The following is a 16,649-nucleotide window of genomic DNA, read 5'->3' on the forward strand; positions in this document are numbered from 1 at the left end:
AGTTTTTATTTATCAGCCATACCCACTGCAGCGCCTGCCGCATATCGTAAATCTACATAATCTATTTTTTTATTTTCTGGAACATCAACTTGCGGATAAATCGTTACAAATCGTTCAAGCTTAGATTTCCATTCTCCACGACCTAACTTTAACACAATGTCATTATCAAGTGTTACTTGCCATGCACCACGTTCATCAATATTCATGCCTTTTGCAATTAAATTTTTTGATTTCAAATCGGCATAAATCTGATTCCATGCTTCCAATACTTTTAAACTCTGATAATCAGGTCCCCCTAAATAAGGCAAAGTATTTTCTTTTAAGCGTTCAATTGGTAGTTGGAATACAACACCATCCTCAGTAACAAATTGGTTCTGATTCCAAAATGCCACTGGTTGATATTCAGTAATCCAAATACTTAAACGATTTGGCCATATTTTTCGCACAATTGAGCTTTTAACCCAAGGTAAAGCTTCTATTTGCGCTTGAATTGGCTCAACATCTTGCCCCCAAAAGCCTTTAAGAGTGCCCATTTTTAATAAGCTTTCCTTAATATCGGCATCCGTAGTAAAAACCTTTTGTCCAGCCAATGCAAAACCGCTAATAGGCTTATCATCCATTTTCTCTAGCAGCGTTTGCCAATTAAAATAGATGCTAAGAGCAAAAAGTATACCAAGCAAAGCCAAGAAAGCCCGAATATGAAAATAATATTTAGGCCTTTGTTCACCAAAACGAATACTCTGTGGAGTTTTCCTTTTCAGAATGTTCATTACACACTTAGCTCCAAGATTTTCACAACAAGCTGTTCAAAAGAAATACCCACGCTTGCGGCCGATTTTGGGAATAAACTGTGGCTCGTCATTCCTGGATTCGTATTCACTTCAACTAAACGAAAATCACCTTTCGCATCGCACATAACATCAATACGGCTCCAACCACGACAGCCCACTGCATCATAAGCGCGTTTTACTAATAGAGCTAACTCTTGCTCACGCTCAGATGTTAAACCTGCAGGACAGAAATATTGAGTATTATCAGAAATATATTTCGCATTGTAATCGTAGAACTCACCTTCAGGAACAATACGAATAGCTGGAAGTACCTGGCTATCCAATACAGGCACGGTTAATTCATCGCCAGCTAACCATTCTTCAATCAGAATCGTATTATCAAATTTAAGTGCATATTCCACCGCACTTTTTAGCTCATCCACAGCTTTAACTTTAGTTAATCCAACACTAGAGCCTTCTAAAGAAGGTTTCACCATTAATGGTAAACCTAGTTTTTCCACTACAGACTGAGCGTCTAATTCAGCAAAGGTTTCTCGGGTTACTACTTCCATATCTGCTACAGGTAATCCAAATGCCTTCCACAACATTTTTGTACGCATTTTATCCATAGTTAATGCGGAAGCCATCACTCCACAACCAGTGTAAGGTAAACCAATTTGCTCTAATAAACCTTGCATTGTGCCATCTTCACCACCTCGTCCATGCAAAATATTAAACACTCGATTAAAGCCATCCTTTTTAAGATTAGCAACATTATATTCTTTAGGATCAATATGATGAGCATCATAACCTTGGTTTAATAAAGCCTCTAATACCGCTTTACCTGAATTAAGAGAAACTTCACGCTCAGCGGATGTTCCGCCTAATAACACCGCAATTTTTTCTTGTTTTAAATTCATTTTATCCTACTTATATATCTTATTCTGATGTCCTTAATTAATAGATAAGGCCATCTCAAATTTCTAAAATCTATTTATAAAAGTCTTAATTTTTCCAAGATTGAGCTAAGCCACGAGAGATTTTACTTACGCTACCCGCACCTTGTGCCAAAATCAAATCGCCATCTTGAATAATTTGATCAAGAACGTCGCCTAATTGTGATGTGTCAGAAACCAAGATTGGATCGATTTTTCCTAAATTTCTAATGGAGCGACAAAGAGATTTACTATCAGCTCCAACAATCGGAGCTTCTCCCGCTGCGTACACATCAAGCATAATTAATGCGTCCACTTGCGAAAGCACTTGTACAAAATCATCAAATAAATCACGAGTACGAGAATAACGATGAGGTTGGAAAATCATCACAATACGTTTATCTCCCCATCCTTCTCGTGCGGCTTTAATCGTTACGCCCACTTCTGTTGGGTGATGACCATAATCATCAACTAAACGAACCTTACCATTTGGACGAATAAACTCACCTAACTGATCAAAGCGACGACCTGCACCTTGGAAATCAGCAAGGGCTTCTAAAATAGCCTCATTGCCAATACCTTCTTCTTTTGCTACAGCAAGTGCAGCCGTTGCATTTAACGCATTATGTTTTCCTGGCACATTTAACAGCACATTAATACGTTCATTATTTGGGCAAATCACTGTGTAATGACCTTGAAAACCAGTTTGTTCATAATCTTCAATGCGATAATCTGCATGTTCACTAAAACCATATGTAATCACTTGGCGACCAACTTTTGGCACAAGTTCCATTAATACTGGATCATCTGCACACATCACAGCTAAACCATAGAATGGCAAATTATGCAGGAATTTCACATAGGTAGCTTTCATTTTTTCGAAATCACCTTCGTAGGTGTCCATATGGTCTGGTTCCATATTAGTCACAACAGATACCATTGGCTGTAAATGTAAAAATGAAGCATCGCTTTCATCCGCTTCAGCAATTAAATAACGACTTGCTCCTAGATGTGCATTTTTACCTGCAGATTTCACCAAACCACCATTAACGAACGTTGGATCGAGTTTTGCTTGAGTGTAAATCATGGAAATCATAGCGGTTGTCGTCGTCTTCCCGTGTGTTCCTGCAACAGCAATACCATGACGGAAACGCATGATTTCAGCCAACATTTGTGCTCGTTGAATCACAGGAATACGTTTTTGTTTCGCTGCAACTAATTCAGGGTTATCATCTTTTATCGCGCTAGATACGACAACAACACTTGCACCTTCAATATGTTCTTCAGCATGGCCGATGTAGATTTTTGCTCCAGCTTGAGCTAAACGTTGCGTTACTAAGCCGTCAGCAATATCTGATCCAGAGATTTGATAGCCTTCATTTAATAAAATCTCAGCAATACCGCTCATTCCCGCGCCACCAATTCCAATAAAATGAATTTGTTGCACTCGACGCATTTCAGGGATAATTTTTCTAATTTCTTCGTGGGAATGTTTCATTTATTTTTCCTTTTTGACACATTGGCAAAATATTGGTGCCTATTCTAAAAGTGCGGTTGAAAATCGCAATATTTTTCTTATTCTTTGGAATATCAATTAGTTTGAATTTTCTATAATAACCTCAGCAACTCGTTGTGCAGAGAGAGGAGTCGACATTGCTTTCGCTTTCTCAGCCATTTGTAATAAATTTTCACGAGTAAAGTTTTTTAAATAATTCACCAGAATTTCAGGCGTTAAATCTGCCTGTTCTACAATCTTTGCCGCTCCCACCTCAGACAAATATTTCGCATTCAAATATTGTTGGCGATCTTTATGTTGGAAAGGTACAAAAATAGCTGCAGCGCCAACTGCCGCAATTTCACATACAGTTAATGCGCCAGAACGGCAAATTATCACATCAGCCCAAGCATAAGCCTCAGCCATATCATCAATAAATTCTGTTATTTTAACTTGTTCTGAATTCTCGCCATAAAGTTTGCTAACGTCTTCTACCGCACCTTTACCTACTTGATGACGAACGTCTAATTTATCTGCAAGCTGGGCGACTACTTTAGGTAAAGTATGATTGAGCACTCGTGCGCCTTGACTACCACCGACCACTAAGACACGTAATTTTTCCTCACGCTCCGTAAAACGAACTTCAGGATATGGCATCTTAAATAAATCTTCTCGAACTGGATTTCCTACAACTTCAGCATGAGGAAAAGCACTTGGAAATGCTTGCAATACACGAGTTGCAATTTTAGCTAACCATTTATTCGTTAAACCTGCTATGGCATTTTGCTCATGCAAAATTATCGGTACACCACAAAGTTTTGCAGCAATACCGCCAGGGCCTGAAACATACCCACCCATTCCAAGTACTGCGTCAGGCTTTTCTTCTTGGATAAATTTTTTTGCCTGCAACACCGCTCGGAAAATCGCAAAAGGAGCGCTTAATAAAGCTTTTATACCTTTGCCTCGCAAACCCGAAATTTGGATAAATCTAATCGGGATTCCATGTTTTGGTACAAGGTGAGCCTCCATTCGATCTTTCGTACCTAACCAGCAAATATCCCATCCTTGTTTTTGTAAAAATTGGGCCACAGCTATCGCTGGAAAAACATGACCGCCAGTTCCACCAGCCATCACTAATAATTTTTTATTTTTCATCTTCTTTATCTCTAATCGTCACGTAGGCGTGCTTGGCCCGCGCGAAGTAAACGATTTTCGTGATCAATACGTAATAAAATGCCAATAGTCGCTGACATAATAATAATACTCGAACCACCATAACTCACGAGTGGAAAGGTTAAACCTTTAGTCGGCAACATTCCAAGCGCCATACCTAAATTAACAAAGCCTTGGAAGAAAATCCAAAAGCCAATGCCTAAAGCTAAAAATCCTCTAAAACGTTGTTCTAACATTAAAGATTCCTTTCCGATCTTCAACGCACGAAATACAAGCAAGCCGAGCAAAATAACAACAATTAAAATGCCTATAAAGCCAAACTCTTCACCAATAATCGCCATGATAAAGTCAGTATGCGCTTCAGGTAAATAATCTAGTTTTTGAATTGAATTACCTAACCCTTCCCCCGTTATTTCTCCACGACCAAATGCCATAAGAGAGTTCGTTAATTGGAAGCCTGTACCATAAGGGTCTTTAAACGGATCTAAAAAACCAGTGAAACGTTTTAAACGATAAGAAGCAGAGATGATTAACCAAGCACCAAGAATTACACCTGTTGCGCCAAGCAAAATAAATTGAAAAAAGTGCGCACCAACGATAAATAGCATACCGAAAGTAATAACAAACAGTACAACTGTACTTCCCATATCAGGCTGAACTAATAGGAACATCCCCATTACGCCCATCACAATAAAGGGTTTTATCGCACTAAATTTTCTACCTCGAACCTCATCATAACGACGAGTAAAGTAGCTTGCCAAGAAACAAGTCAGTGCCAGCTTCGCAAATTCAGCTGGCTGAAAATTCAAAATCCCCAATGAAATCCAACGTTTAGCACCATTCACTGATGTACCGATAAATAATACGGCTATCAATAAAGCCACGGCTGCCCAGAAAATATTTACATTCCATTTTTCCAACTTTTCAGTTGGAATATACAACATGGCATAACAAGTCGTTAAAGAAAGAAATACATAAAAAGCATCGCGTTTTGCAAAGTAAAAAGGATCATTAAATAAACGAGAGCTATAAGGAATAGATGCAGATGTTACTGCCACTAAACCAATTAAAAGCAAAATAACAAATAACCAAAATAGCGCACGATCATACAACAAACCTTGCGGTGTGATGCGTGTCCATTCATCGTAATTTTTTTTGATGTTTTGTAAAAATTCCATCTTATTTTTATTAATGACTAAATTAGGCTGAATATTGCGCTAAATGAGTAAATTCTTCACCGCGCTTTTCAAAAGAGGCAAACTGATCGAGGCTTGCACAAGCTGGCGACAATAATACCATATCTCCGCTTTGCAATGTTGGGCGTAAAAATTCTATCGCTTGTTCCATTGTATCGAACAAATAACTTTGCGATGAAAGCTTAGCGAGTTGCGCACCATCTCGACCAAAACAATAACAAATAATATGTGGTTGATTAATTAATTCAGCTAATTCTGAAAAATCAGCTCCTTTTCCATCACCACCTAACAACAAATGTAATTTTCCTTCCACATAAAGGCCTGCTAATGCGGCAACTGTACTCCCCACATTTGTTGCTTTAGAGTCATTAATCCAACGAATGCCATTAGCTTGGTGCGCTAATTGAAAACGATGATCTAATCCTTTGAAATGACGAAGTGCGGTACGAATTGAATCTAAATTAATACCGACAGCTTGTGCCAATGCCGTTGCCGCCAAAATGTTCATATAATTATGGCGACCGACTAATGTGGCTTCTTCACAAGGCAAAATTACTTCATCTTTTGCCATTAAGTATTGCTTGCCATTTTCCGTTTTTAGCCAATAATCTGCTGTATTTTCCGCAAAAGAAACGGTTTGTTTCGCTTGATTTTCACCTTCACCAAGAGTCAGCTTATCCTCATTATTCAAAATTCCGACCTCAGCATTGTGATAAATGCGTAATTTTGCTTGACGATAATCTTCTAAATCCACATAGCGATCCATATGATCCTCAGTCACGTTCAAGACAGTTGCAGCGGCAGCTTTTAAGCTGTAAGTTGTTTCAAGCTGAAAACTAGACAGCTCTAATACATAAAGTTCACAATCTTCATTCAACAATGACAAAGCGGGAATCCCAATATTTCCCCCCATACCAACTTTCACGCCAGCAGCTTTCGCCATTTCATAAACTAAAGTAGTCACGGTACTTTTTCCATTTGAACCGGTAATCCCCACAATTTGCTTTGTCGCCGCACGGCAGAATAATTCAATATCACCGATTACTTCTACGCCAGCTTCAAGTGCGGTTTGAATTTCAGGTGTTTTTACCGCAAGCCCTGGGCTAATAACAATAATATCGCTTTCAAGTAACCATTCCTGATTTAAACTACCAGTATGAAGAGAGATATTTTGAGGAAGTTTATCAACACCAGTAGGATTTTTTCGGGTATCAATCACACGAATATTAGCCTGTTGGGATAAGAGATAATCCACGCAAGAAAGACCTGTTTTGCCAAGCCCGATGATAGTAATATTTTTGTTTTGATAGGCGTTCATTTTCTTTTTTCTTAATTGCTATAAATTTTAAAATTATATTATTGATGGAAATATAAATTTCTTTTACTAACGTAAAAAAGGTCGCCCTTTCAAAAACTGAAAGAGCGAACCTAGCTATATTTATTAACGCAACTTCAAGGTGACCAATCCCATCAACACCAACATTAAGGAAATAATCCAAAACCGAATAATCACTCTTGGCTCTGGCCATCCCTTCAATTCAAAATGGTGGTGAATCGGTGCCATTCTAAAAATGCGTTGTTTGCGTAACTTATAAGACCCTACTTGCAAAATAACAGAGAGCGCTTCAACAACAAATACCCCGCCCATTATCACAAGCAAAAATTCCTGACGAACTAGAATCGCTACGACACCAAGTGCGCCACCTAATGCAAGGGAACCTACATCGCCCATAAAGACTTGTGCGGGATAAGTATTGAACCACAAGAATCCTAACCCTGCACCAACGATGGCGGTACAAAATACAACCACCTCAGAACTATATTTAATGTATGGGATGTGCAAGTATTCTGCGAAATTCACGTTACCTGTTGCCCATGCAATTAACGCAAATGCGCCTGCAACAAGAGCCGTTGGCATAATCGCCAATCCATCCAAACCATCTGTTAAATTCACCGCATTACCCGTGCCAACAATCACAAAGTAAGATAACACAATATAGAACAAACCTAATTGAGGCATAATGTCTTTAAAGAATGGAATCACTAAACGGGTGGCATCAGTGTCGTGGCCAAGCCAATAAAGCCAAAGGATTGCCACTAATGCCACAACAGACATCCAAAAATATTTCCAACGCGCAATCAAACCATCCGTGTTTTTACGAGTAATTTTGCGGAAATCATCCACAAAGCCAATTGCACCGTATCCAAATAATACAAATAAGCAAACCCAAATATAAGGATTCGCGAGATTTGCCCATAATAACGTACTTACGCCAATAGAGAATAAAATCATCACACCGCCCATAGTAGGTGTGCCTTTTTTAGCAAAGTGACTTTCAGGGCCATCATTTCGCACTTCTTGGCCAAATTTTAAGATCTGTAAACGTTTGATCACTTTTGGGCCAATCCAAAGTGAAATAAAAAGTGCGGTTAATAATGCAAGAATTGCACGGACGGTAATATAAGAAATCGCATTAAATGCGGTTTCATAACGAACAAGATATTCAGCAAGCCAGACTAACATTTAATTTTATCCTTTAATGAATAGATCACATCTTCCATTTTCATTGAGCGCGAGCCTTTTCCTAGCACTACGACTTTGTTATTTTGTTGTAATTGGGTTTCAATCAATGGCACAAGAAAATCAACCATTTCCACCTTATCAGTAAAATGCTTACCCGAAACAGCCTCAGAAATAACCGCACTTTCGTTGCCATAAGAACAAACTAAATCTAAATTTGCCGAGTTGGCATGTTGTCCTACTTCACGGTGGATAGAGAGAGAGTTTTCACCTAACTCTTTCATATCACCAACACACAAAATACGGAAAGCATCATAACTTTTTAGGACATCAATAGCCGCGCAGAGAGAATCTTTATTTGCGTTATAAGTATCATCTAATAACAATAAATTAGGCGTTACTTGAATTGGGAATAAACGCCCTTTCACTTGTGAATGTTGTTCTAACCCAGCTTTTACATCTGTAAGAGTGGCACCGACATTCATTGCAAGTGCGGTCGCTGCCAAGGCATTTTTTACATTATGTTCCCCCAGATAAGGTAAGTTAATCTCAATTTCACCTTGTGGGGAAATAAGTGTAAAAGTGGAACCTTGGGCAGTATGATGAATATTTTTTGCAGAATAATCTTTACCGTTGAAATATTGAATTTTATGTTCACCGATTTCTTTTTGCCAAACATTTAAATGATTATGTTCTGAGTTAATAATCGCTACACCATTCAATGTTAAACCGCGATAAATCTCACCTTTAGCTTGTGCTACGCCCTCTAAAGAACCAAAGCCCTCTAAATGCGCGGGCGCAATATTATTAATCAATGCAGCATCAGGTTGAGCTAATTTTGTGGTGTAATCAATTTCACCTTGATGATTGGCACCAAGTTCGATCACGGCGAAACGATGTTTTTCTGTTAAGCGAAGAAGAGTTAAAGGCACACCAATATCGTTATTAAAATTGCCATTGGTAAAAAGTACCGCGTCTGAATCAGCAGCAGTATGTTGCAAAATACTTGCCGTCATTTCTTTTACCGTGGTTTTACCTGAAGACCCTGTCATCGCAACAGTATGCGGATTTATTTTCTTGCGTAACCATTTTGCAAGTTCGCCCAAAGCAATTCGAGTATCCTTAACCACCAGCTGAGGAACAGAAATGGAAGAATTTTCTTGCTGAACAACAACGGCTACCGCACCTTGTGCTACCGCTTGTTCAAGATATTGGTGAGCATCAAACTTTTCGCCTTTCAACGCAAAAAATAAACTATTTGATACGCTTTTTCGAGTATCTGTATTAATTTCTTCAACTTGCACATTTTTATCGCCAATTAATTTAGCTTGAAGAATCTGTGCTAATTGTTCAGTAGAGAGTTTAATCATAATTGAGTGATGATTATTTTAAGAAATCAAGTGCAATTTCTTGGTCGGAAAAATGCACAACTTCCGAACCAATAATTTGATAATGCTCGTGACCCTTTCCAGCAATTAAAATCACGTCATTTTCTACCGCACTTTCAATCGCAAACTGAATTGCCTGTGCGCGATCAGGAATAATCCCCACCTTTTCCATATTTTTAAAGCCAGCGACAATATCTGCTTCAATTTGGCTTTGAGGTTCTGTTCGTGGATTATCTTTTGTCACAATAATCTTTTCAGCAAACTGCTCTGCAACCTGTGCCATTAACGGACGTTTGCCTCTATCACGGTCTCCGCCACAACCAAAGATGCACCATAATTCGCCTTGGCAATGTTCACGCGCAGCAATCAACGCTTTTTCCAAGGCATCTGGTGTATGCGCATAATCTACAATAACGGTTGGTTTATTTGGATATTGAATCATTTCCATTCTTCCACATACTCCTTTTAAAGATTTCGCCGTAGCGAGTAAATTTTCCAATGGGTAACCAAACGATAACAACGTGGTCATTACTAATAATAAATTACTTACATTAAAAGCACCAATTAATGGGCTATGCAAAACACCATTACCCCAGCTAGATTCAAAAGTAATATCTGCACCTTTAAAATGATAATGGATATTTATTGCTTTCATCCATTGATGTGAACCTACTTTAAAATCCGCATTCATACTTACGGCAATAGCATCAGGTAATTCAGTTAGCCATTGGTGTCCAATTTCATCATCAGCATTAATCACTTTAATTTGGGTATCTAATTCAGTGAACAAGCGTTTCTTCGCCGCAGCATAATTTTCCATAGATTGATGATAATCTAGATGATCACGGGTTAAATTCGTGAAAATTGCTGCTTTAAAATGCAAGGCTTCTACACGATACTGCGCCAAACCGTGTGATGAAACTTCAATAAAGGCAAAATCTGCGCCTGCTTGCTTGAAATTTGAAAGGGACGATTGAATTTCCACTGCTGAGCCAGTTGTATTTTTAGCTTCTATAATTTGTCCTAAAAGCCCATTACCAATGGTTCCCATCACTGCCGAACGATGACCTAATAATTCCGCCCATTGCGCTAATAATTGAGAAATAGTGGTTTTGCCATTTGTCCCTGTAACGCCAACAAGGGTTAAATTTTTAGAGGGCGAATCATAAAAAATATCAGCTAAGGACGAAAGATTACGTGCAAGTTGATAATATTTCACTACGGGAACATTCCCAATAAATGCGACAGTTAAATGTTCACTAGATAATTCTGTCTCAGAAACCACTGCACTCGCACCAGAATGAATAGCAGAATCAATAAATTGATTTCCATCCACCTGATGACCTTTTATCGCTACAAAAAGATCGCCAGCTTTAACTTTACGGCTATCCAACACCATACTATGGAGTTCTACATCATCCTTTAATTCAGGCAAATTAAAAAGTGCGGTAAGTTTTTTCATAATTTTTCCTTAATTCACTTTTTGATTCTTGTGATCGCCAATATAAACAATACGTTTTGTAGTTTTCGTTGTTGTGTTTTCAGCTGATTCAGCATCTTGCGGAATAGCATTTGCACGTAACGCATAACCCATAATGCTAGAGAATACAGGGGCAGAAACCGCACCACCATAATATTCGCCTGCTTTTGGATCATTGATCAAAATCACTAAAGCATAACGAGGGTCACTAATTGGTGCAATACCCGCAGTAAATGCCACATATTTCTTTACATAATGTCCATTTTCAATCTTACGTGCCGTACCCGTTTTCACGCCGACGCGGTAGCCTTCCACCATTGCGCGTTTATTTTTAATTGCGACTTTCTCTAAAATTCCCACAATATCTTTAGTTATTTTTTCAGAGAAAACCCGTTTCCCAATAACTGGCGGATCAACTTTAGTGATAGAAAGCGGGCGATAAACACCGAAACTACCAAGGGTTGCATAGGCACGAGCAACTTGTAAAGGTGTCGCAGTAATACCGTAACCATAAGCGACTGTTGCACGTTCAATATCTGCCCAGCGTTTACGGTTTGCGTTCAAAATCCCAACTTGTTCACCGATCAAGCCTAAATCTGTCGGTTTACTTAAACCTGCATTTTGATAAGTTTCCATCAATGCACTAGGTGGCATACGCAATGCAAGGCGACTCACACCACGGTTACTAGAATTAATTAAAATCTCATCTAAAGTTTGTTGTGCGCGAGGTGCAACGTCCACAATTTCTTTGCCACTAACTGTGAATGATCCCGTGTTGATGATTTCATCACGACGCACTACTCCGCGTTGAAGTGCGGTTAAAACCACGAAAGGTTTTACAGTAGAACCTGGCTCAAACGTGTCGGTGATTGCACGGTTACGCATTAACTCGGATTTCACACCCACACGATTGTTTGGATTATAAGATGGGGCAGTAGCCATAGCCAACACTTCACCAGTTCGAACATCGACTAATACTGCAGTACCAGACTCAGCATTATTATCAGACACCGCCTTTTTAATCTCACGATATACCATGGATTGTAATTTTTCATCGATACTTAAGGTGACATCTTGCGCATCATATTTTTTCTCATCCGCAATATGTTCAACAATATTTCCGCGTTTATCTTTACGAACAGTACGTGAACCATCTTTACCCACAAGCATGGAATTAAAGCTTTTCTCAATGCCCTCAATACCGTTTCCATCAATATCGGTATAGCCCACCACATGTGCAGCCTCTTCTACGCGAGGATAAAAACGACGATGCTCAGTTTCTAAATTAATACCTTTAATCTTAAGTTTACGAATATAATCTGCCTTGTTCGATTCTACTTGACGGGCCAAATACAAATAACCTGATTTGGAATTCTTCTCAATTTTTTTCACCAAATCATTTTCGCTCATACCCAATTCTTGGGCCAAAGCAGTAATCCGTTCTTTATCCGCAAGTGCATTTTCTTTTAACATGGTTTTCGGATCTGCAACTACAGCATTCATCGGTACACTCACAGATAAAAGCTGACCATTACGATCTAAAATTGAACCACGCACAGATAACACTTCATCTTTACGCAAAGAACGTTTATCTGCCTCTCCAGATAAGGTACTCGAATCAACAGACTGCACATAAGCCGCACGAGCGACTAAAGCACATAAACCGGCCAAAATAAAAAAAGCAGAAACACCATAACGAACACGCATAAAACATTTTTCAAACACAATTTTCTGTTTGTTATGTTTTACGGTTTCAGGTGCGGTCAATTTTCTAATTGTTTTTTTTGCTTTACCTGATTTACGAGAAGAATTGAACTTAACCATCTTTTCTACCTATTATTCTCTAATTTCAACTTCTTGTTCTGGGGATAATGTTTTCATTTTTAAGGTGCCAACAGCAATAGACTCGACTCGAGTACTGTCTCCTTCTGTTGCTTCTTGCACTTGCAAATTTCGATATTCACTTTCCAGTGCTTGGCGCTGCAAAACCAATTGACCATTTTCAGAAATTAATCGACGAGTCTGATGAGTTACCCAAATCACGCTCATTGATGAAATCAAAATTGCAACCAATAACAACACAATTAATTTATTTGAAGAAAATAGATCTTCGACCAAAATCTGCTGTAACGGATAACGAGGTTTATTATTTTCAGACATCACTAAATTCTCTCCGCCACACGTAATACCGCACTTCTTGAACGAGGATTTGCTTGAATTTCTGCATCACTTGGTTGAATTGCTTTACCAATAGTTTTTAATTTTTGATTACGTTGAATTTGGTCTTCTCGCAGTGGTAAACCTTTAGGGATATCCTCACCTTTACTTTGTTTTTTCATAAAATGTTTCACCATTCTATCTTCTAAAGAATGGAAACTAATGATTGATAAACGGCCTTCTGGCGCTAGCATGTCTAAAGCAGAATTGAGTACACTTTCCAATTCATCTAATTCTGCATTGATGAAAATACGGATAGCTTGGAAACTGCGAGTCGCAGGATGTTTATGTTTATCTTTAAAAGGTACCGCTTGTGAAATAAGCTCAGCTAATTGACTAGTACGCGATAAAAATTCGGTGCCATTTTTGGCCGCACTTTTGTTGTAATCAACAATGGCCGTTGCAATACGTTTAGCGAAACGCTCTTCGCCAAAAGTTTTCAAAACCCAAGTTAAATCCTCAACCGATACTTGTTTTAACCATTCTTCTGCTGACAAGCCTTGAGTCGTGTCCATACGCATATCAAGCGGGCCATCTTTCATAAAACTAAAACCACGCTCTGCTTCATCAAGCTGTGGGGATGACACACCAAGATCAAGCAAAATACCGTCAATTTTGCCCACTAAATTTAATTTTTCACAAATTTCAGGAATATGGGAAAAGCTGTTGTGTTCAATCTGAAAACGTGAATCTTGAATTTTTTGAGCTTCAGCAATGGCTCTAGGATCACGGTCAACGCCAATGAGACGACCATTTGAGGATAATTTAGAAAGGATTAAGCGAGAATGACCACCACGGCCAAAAGTACCGTCAATATAAATTCCATTTTCCTTCAATACCAAGCCATTCACGGCTTCGTGAAGTAAAACTGTGATATGTTCAGGTGAAGAAAAGGAATTTTCGGTATCCATAAATACAATATAAAAGTAAAAAACGGTGAATCATTTTCTATAATGAGAAATCTTTCAAAGCCTCAGACACAAAATCTGCACTTGAACCAATTTCCATATCTTCTTCAATTTGGGCATGCCATTCTACAGCACTCCAAATTTCAAATTTATTAAGTTGCCCAACCAACATTAAACCTTTTTCTAATTTTGCATGTTGACGTAATGGTCCACTAAGTAAAATACGGCCCTGAGCATCCATCTCACATTCAGTGGCGTGACCAAGCATTACTCGTTGCAAACGGCGTTGGGTAGGATCAAAGTTAGAAAGTGCGAGAAGTTTTTGTTCTATTTTTTCCCATTCATCAAGGGGATAAAGTAAAAGGCAGGGTTGTCGAATATCCACAGTACAAACCATTTGCCCTTGATTCTTTTCAAGAATCTCAGCGCGATAGCGGGTTGGGATCGCTACGCGTCCCTTAGAATCTAAATTAACCGCTGTTGCACCACGAAACATATTACGCCTTAAAAATTGAACTTATTTTGAGAAATTTTTCTAAAAATCTCCACAAAACACCACTTTTCTCCACATCTGCCTAAGTTTATAATTTGTTTGCTTAAGTTGCAAGCGATTATCCCTGAAATAACCCTATTTTTTATCAAAATAAAAAGCCGTTTGAGACAATATCTCAAACGGCTTTTTTTAAACCAAATTATCTTGATTAATTATTCACATACGCTTCTTCATCACGCTCACCTAATGGCTTAAGCATAGCGAAGAATAACACGATACAAACAATTGTTGTTGCAAAACCAAGATAAACTGAAAGTTGATAATCTAAACCGAAACCGATTTTGTTGTAGAACAAGTAAGTTGCACATACTGTTGTAATAAACCAAGCCGGAATAGACGCAACCCAGTGGAATTTATGGTAGCGATATAAGTATGCTGCTGCAGTCCATAACATTACCATTGCAGTCATTTGGTTTGCCCAAGTGAAGTAACGCCATAATACGCTAAAGTCAATGGTTGAAACGAAATAGCCTAATACGAATAGTGGTACAGCAATTAATAAACGTTTAGGTAATGAACGTTGGTCGATATGGAAAATTTCCGCTAATTGTAAACGAGCAGCACGGAATGCGGTATCACCAGAAGTAATAGGTAAAACCACCACACCTAACACTGCAAAAATACCACCGATAAAACCTAAGAAGTGTAACGAACTGTCATACACAACTTTAGACGGAGAACCTGCTGAAATCGCATCTTGTAATGCTTGTGGGTTTTCATAGAATGCAAGACCAACCATACACCATACTAATGCAATCACACCCTCAGTAATCATTGCACCGTAGAAAATAAAGCGACCTTCGCTTTCATTTTCTGCACAACGCGCCATTAATGGGGTTTGCGTTGCGTGGAAACCTGATAACGCTCCACAAGAGATAGTTAAGAATAACAATGGCCAAATTGGAACATCACCTTTCACTTGGAAATTTTGTGTAAATTTCGCCCAAGTTAAGCCCTCACCATCAGCATTGATTGTACGGAAAAATTCAATTGGATCAGTCGCACTAAAATGCGAGACTACTAGCCCATATACCATACCAACTGACATAAAGAGTAATAAGGCACCAAAGAGCGGATAAATTCTTCCGATAATTTTATCAACTGGAAGTAAGGTCGCAAGAATATAGTAAGCGAAAATAATGGCTGTCCATACCGCCACCACTGTTGCTTTATCCATTCCCCATACTTTAATTCCACCCGCTTCAACAGCATGGTGAATCGCTTCAGCATCACCAAGTGATAATGCCCCTTGTGAAGCCCCAAATACATCCATTGTAATGGTTCCCATTAATTGAGCTGGGCTTGCCACAAATACGACACCAACAAGTAAGAGCAATACAAGAGCTAACGTATTAATAAAAACTTTAACTGGGCGACCTAAAAATTTACCCGCCAAATATGGCATAGTTGCGCCACCATGACGAATACTTAACATACCACAAAAATAATCGTGAACTGCACCAGCAAAAATACAACCAATTACAATCCATAACATTGCTACAGGCCCGTATAATGCGCCAAGAATTGGTCCAAAAATCGGGCCAGTTCCTGCAATGTTTAATAATTGAATTAGCCAAATTTTAGTTTTTGACATCGGCATATAATCCACACCATCATTCATTTGGTAAGCTGGCGTCTGACGTTTTGGATTAATCACAAAGATTTTTTCGATAATTTTTCCATAAACAAAGTAACCAAGAATCAACATGGCTACACAAAAGAAAAACCATAACATAGAAAGGCTCCTCAAAAGATAAACAAAAATATTTAGTGTATGCCCTAAACAAGCCGCGGTATTCTATTTCAAATTGTTCTAAATCAAAAATTGAATTTAAAGATTTTTATAGATTTGTGACTTATATCACATTTGTAAAATCTAAAAATTCAAGGGGCTGTACTAGATAATGACTTAAAAATCCCATTTAGGTTAGAATAAACCAATGAGAAAAAGTCGCTTAAGTCAGCATAAACAAAATAAACTCATTGAACTGTTTGTCGCAGGTGTCACAGCAA

At 38.5% G+C, this 16,649-nt stretch carries 14 protein-coding genes and 1 pseudogene; 1 reads left to right on the forward strand and 14 read right to left on the reverse strand.

Annotated elements, in window-relative coordinates; genetic code table 11:
* Positions 1-5: 5 nt before the first annotated feature.
* The 14 genes from DV434_RS09940 to DV434_RS10005 form a co-directional block, all read right to left on the reverse strand.
* On the reverse strand, positions 6-770 hold the full coding sequence (locus DV434_RS09940) for a cell division protein FtsQ/DivIB (RefSeq protein ID WP_118786014.1): 765 nt from the start codon (positions 768-770) through the stop codon (positions 6-8).
* Positions 770-1,690, reverse strand: coding sequence for a D-alanine--D-alanine ligase (locus DV434_RS09945; protein WP_118786015.1), 921 nt, complete (start codon positions 1,688-1,690; stop codon positions 770-772). Before DV434_RS09945 ends, DV434_RS09940 begins: the two co-directional genes overlap by 1 nt.
* Positions 1,691-1,775: 85 nt before the next feature.
* Positions 1,776-3,203, reverse strand: a complete 1,428-nt coding sequence (murC, locus tag DV434_RS09950) for a UDP-N-acetylmuramate--L-alanine ligase (protein ID WP_118786016.1) — start codon at positions 3,201-3,203, stop codon at positions 1,776-1,778.
* A 96-nt stretch (positions 3,204-3,299) separates the two neighbouring features.
* The gene (gene murG / locus DV434_RS09955; protein WP_118786017.1) at positions 3,300-4,355 is read right to left on the reverse strand and encodes an undecaprenyldiphospho-muramoylpentapeptide beta-N-acetylglucosaminyltransferase; all 1,056 of its coding nucleotides are present in this window, start codon (positions 4,353-4,355) and stop codon (positions 3,300-3,302) included.
* 11 nt (positions 4,356-4,366) lie between these two features.
* Positions 4,367-5,551 (reverse strand): putative lipid II flippase FtsW, encoded by a 1,185-nt coding sequence (gene ftsW, locus DV434_RS09960; RefSeq protein ID WP_118786018.1) that lies wholly within the window; start codon positions 5,549-5,551, stop codon positions 4,367-4,369.
* A gap of 22 nt (positions 5,552-5,573) precedes the next feature.
* Complete coding sequence (murD, locus tag DV434_RS09965) at positions 5,574-6,887, reverse strand: UDP-N-acetylmuramoyl-L-alanine--D-glutamate ligase (RefSeq protein ID WP_118786019.1); 1,314 nt, start codon at positions 6,885-6,887, stop codon at positions 5,574-5,576.
* Between the two features lie 123 nt (positions 6,888-7,010).
* Complete coding sequence (gene mraY / locus DV434_RS09970) at positions 7,011-8,093, reverse strand: phospho-N-acetylmuramoyl-pentapeptide-transferase (RefSeq protein ID WP_005630348.1); 1,083 nt, start codon at positions 8,091-8,093, stop codon at positions 7,011-7,013.
* Entirely contained in the window at positions 8,087-9,460 is a 1,374-nt protein-coding gene (gene murF, locus DV434_RS09975) for a UDP-N-acetylmuramoyl-tripeptide--D-alanyl-D-alanine ligase (protein WP_118775186.1), read from the reverse strand. The genes mraY and murF overlap by 7 nt, the downstream gene beginning before the upstream one ends.
* Positions 9,461-9,473: 13 nt before the next feature.
* A complete protein-coding gene (murE, locus tag DV434_RS09980; protein ID WP_105882445.1) occupies positions 9,474-10,940 on the reverse strand; it encodes a UDP-N-acetylmuramoyl-L-alanyl-D-glutamate--2,6-diaminopimelate ligase in 1,467 nt (488 codons plus the stop codon).
* Between the two features lie 9 nt (positions 10,941-10,949).
* Positions 10,950-12,782 carry a penicillin-binding transpeptidase domain-containing protein gene (locus DV434_RS09985; protein ID WP_118793920.1) on the reverse strand — a complete coding sequence of 611 codons (1,833 nt, stop codon included), beginning with the start codon at positions 12,780-12,782 and terminating at the stop codon, positions 10,950-10,952.
* Between the two features lie 12 nt (positions 12,783-12,794).
* A complete protein-coding gene (gene ftsL / locus DV434_RS09990; protein WP_005643553.1) occupies positions 12,795-13,118 on the reverse strand; it encodes a cell division protein FtsL in 324 nt (107 codons plus the stop codon).
* Positions 13,119-13,120: 2 nt separating this feature from the next.
* A complete protein-coding gene (rsmH, locus tag DV434_RS09995) occupies positions 13,121-14,086 on the reverse strand; it encodes a 16S rRNA (cytosine(1402)-N(4))-methyltransferase RsmH (protein WP_118811596.1) in 966 nt (321 codons plus the stop codon).
* 37 nt (positions 14,087-14,123) lie between these two features.
* Positions 14,124-14,579 (reverse strand): division/cell wall cluster transcriptional repressor MraZ, encoded by a 456-nt coding sequence (gene mraZ / locus DV434_RS10000; RefSeq protein WP_118786022.1) that lies wholly within the window; start codon positions 14,577-14,579, stop codon positions 14,124-14,126.
* Between the two features lie 205 nt (positions 14,580-14,784).
* Positions 14,785-16,371: a carbon starvation CstA family protein gene (locus DV434_RS10005; protein ID WP_118786023.1), complete on the reverse strand. Its 1,587-nt coding sequence runs from the start codon at positions 16,369-16,371 to the stop codon at positions 14,785-14,787.
* Positions 16,372-16,576: 205 nt separating this feature from the next.
* Between DV434_RS10005 and DV434_RS10010 the strand changes: the two are divergent.
* A pseudogene (locus tag DV434_RS10010) lies at positions 16,577-16,649 on the forward strand (IS1595 family transposase); the annotation flags it as partial.

The organism is Haemophilus haemolyticus, assembly GCF_003493685.1.
GTDB lineage: Bacteria > Pseudomonadota > Gammaproteobacteria > Enterobacterales > Pasteurellaceae > Haemophilus > Haemophilus haemolyticus_O.

Bases quoted from the DNA above. Each gene is read 5' to 3' on its own strand.
- mraZ (WP_118786022.1), bottom strand. From the start codon at position 14,579: ATGTTTCGTGGTGCAACAGCGGTTAATTTAGATTCTAAGGGACGCGTA.
- murE (WP_105882445.1), bottom strand. From the start codon at position 10,940: ATGAAAAAACTTACCGCACTTTTTAATTTGCCTGAATTAAAGGATGAT.
- murD (WP_118786019.1), bottom strand. From the start codon at position 6,887: ATGAACGCCTATCAAAACAAAAATATTACTATCATCGGGCTTGGCAAA.
- rsmH (WP_118811596.1), bottom strand. From the start codon at position 14,086: ATGGATACCGAAAATTCCTTTTCTTCACCTGAACATATCACAGTTTTA.
- ftsL (WP_005643553.1), bottom strand. From the start codon at position 13,118: ATGTCTGAAAATAATAAACCTCGTTATCCGTTACAGCAGATTTTGGTC.
- DV434_RS09940 (WP_118786014.1), bottom strand. From the start codon at position 770: ATGAACATTCTGAAAAGGAAAACTCCACAGAGTATTCGTTTTGGTGAA.
- ftsW (WP_118786018.1), bottom strand. From the start codon at position 5,551: ATGGAATTTTTACAAAACATCAAAAAAAATTACGATGAATGGACACGC.
- DV434_RS10005 (WP_118786023.1), bottom strand. From the start codon at position 16,371: ATGTTATGGTTTTTCTTTTGTGTAGCCATGTTGATTCTTGGTTACTTT.
- murC (WP_118786016.1), bottom strand. From the start codon at position 3,203: ATGAAACATTCCCACGAAGAAATTAGAAAAATTATCCCTGAAATGCGT.
- murF (WP_118775186.1), bottom strand. From the start codon at position 9,460: ATGATTAAACTCTCTACTGAACAATTAGCACAGATTCTTCAAGCTAAA.
- mraY (WP_005630348.1), bottom strand. From the start codon at position 8,093: ATGTTAGTCTGGCTTGCTGAATATCTTGTTCGTTATGAAACCGCATTT.
- murG (WP_118786017.1), bottom strand. From the start codon at position 4,355: ATGAAAAATAAAAAATTATTAGTGATGGCTGGTGGAACTGGCGGTCAT.
- DV434_RS09945 (WP_118786015.1), bottom strand. From the start codon at position 1,690: ATGAATTTAAAACAAGAAAAAATTGCGGTGTTATTAGGCGGAACATCC.
- DV434_RS09985 (WP_118793920.1), bottom strand. From the start codon at position 12,782: ATGGTTAAGTTCAATTCTTCTCGTAAATCAGGTAAAGCAAAAAAAACA.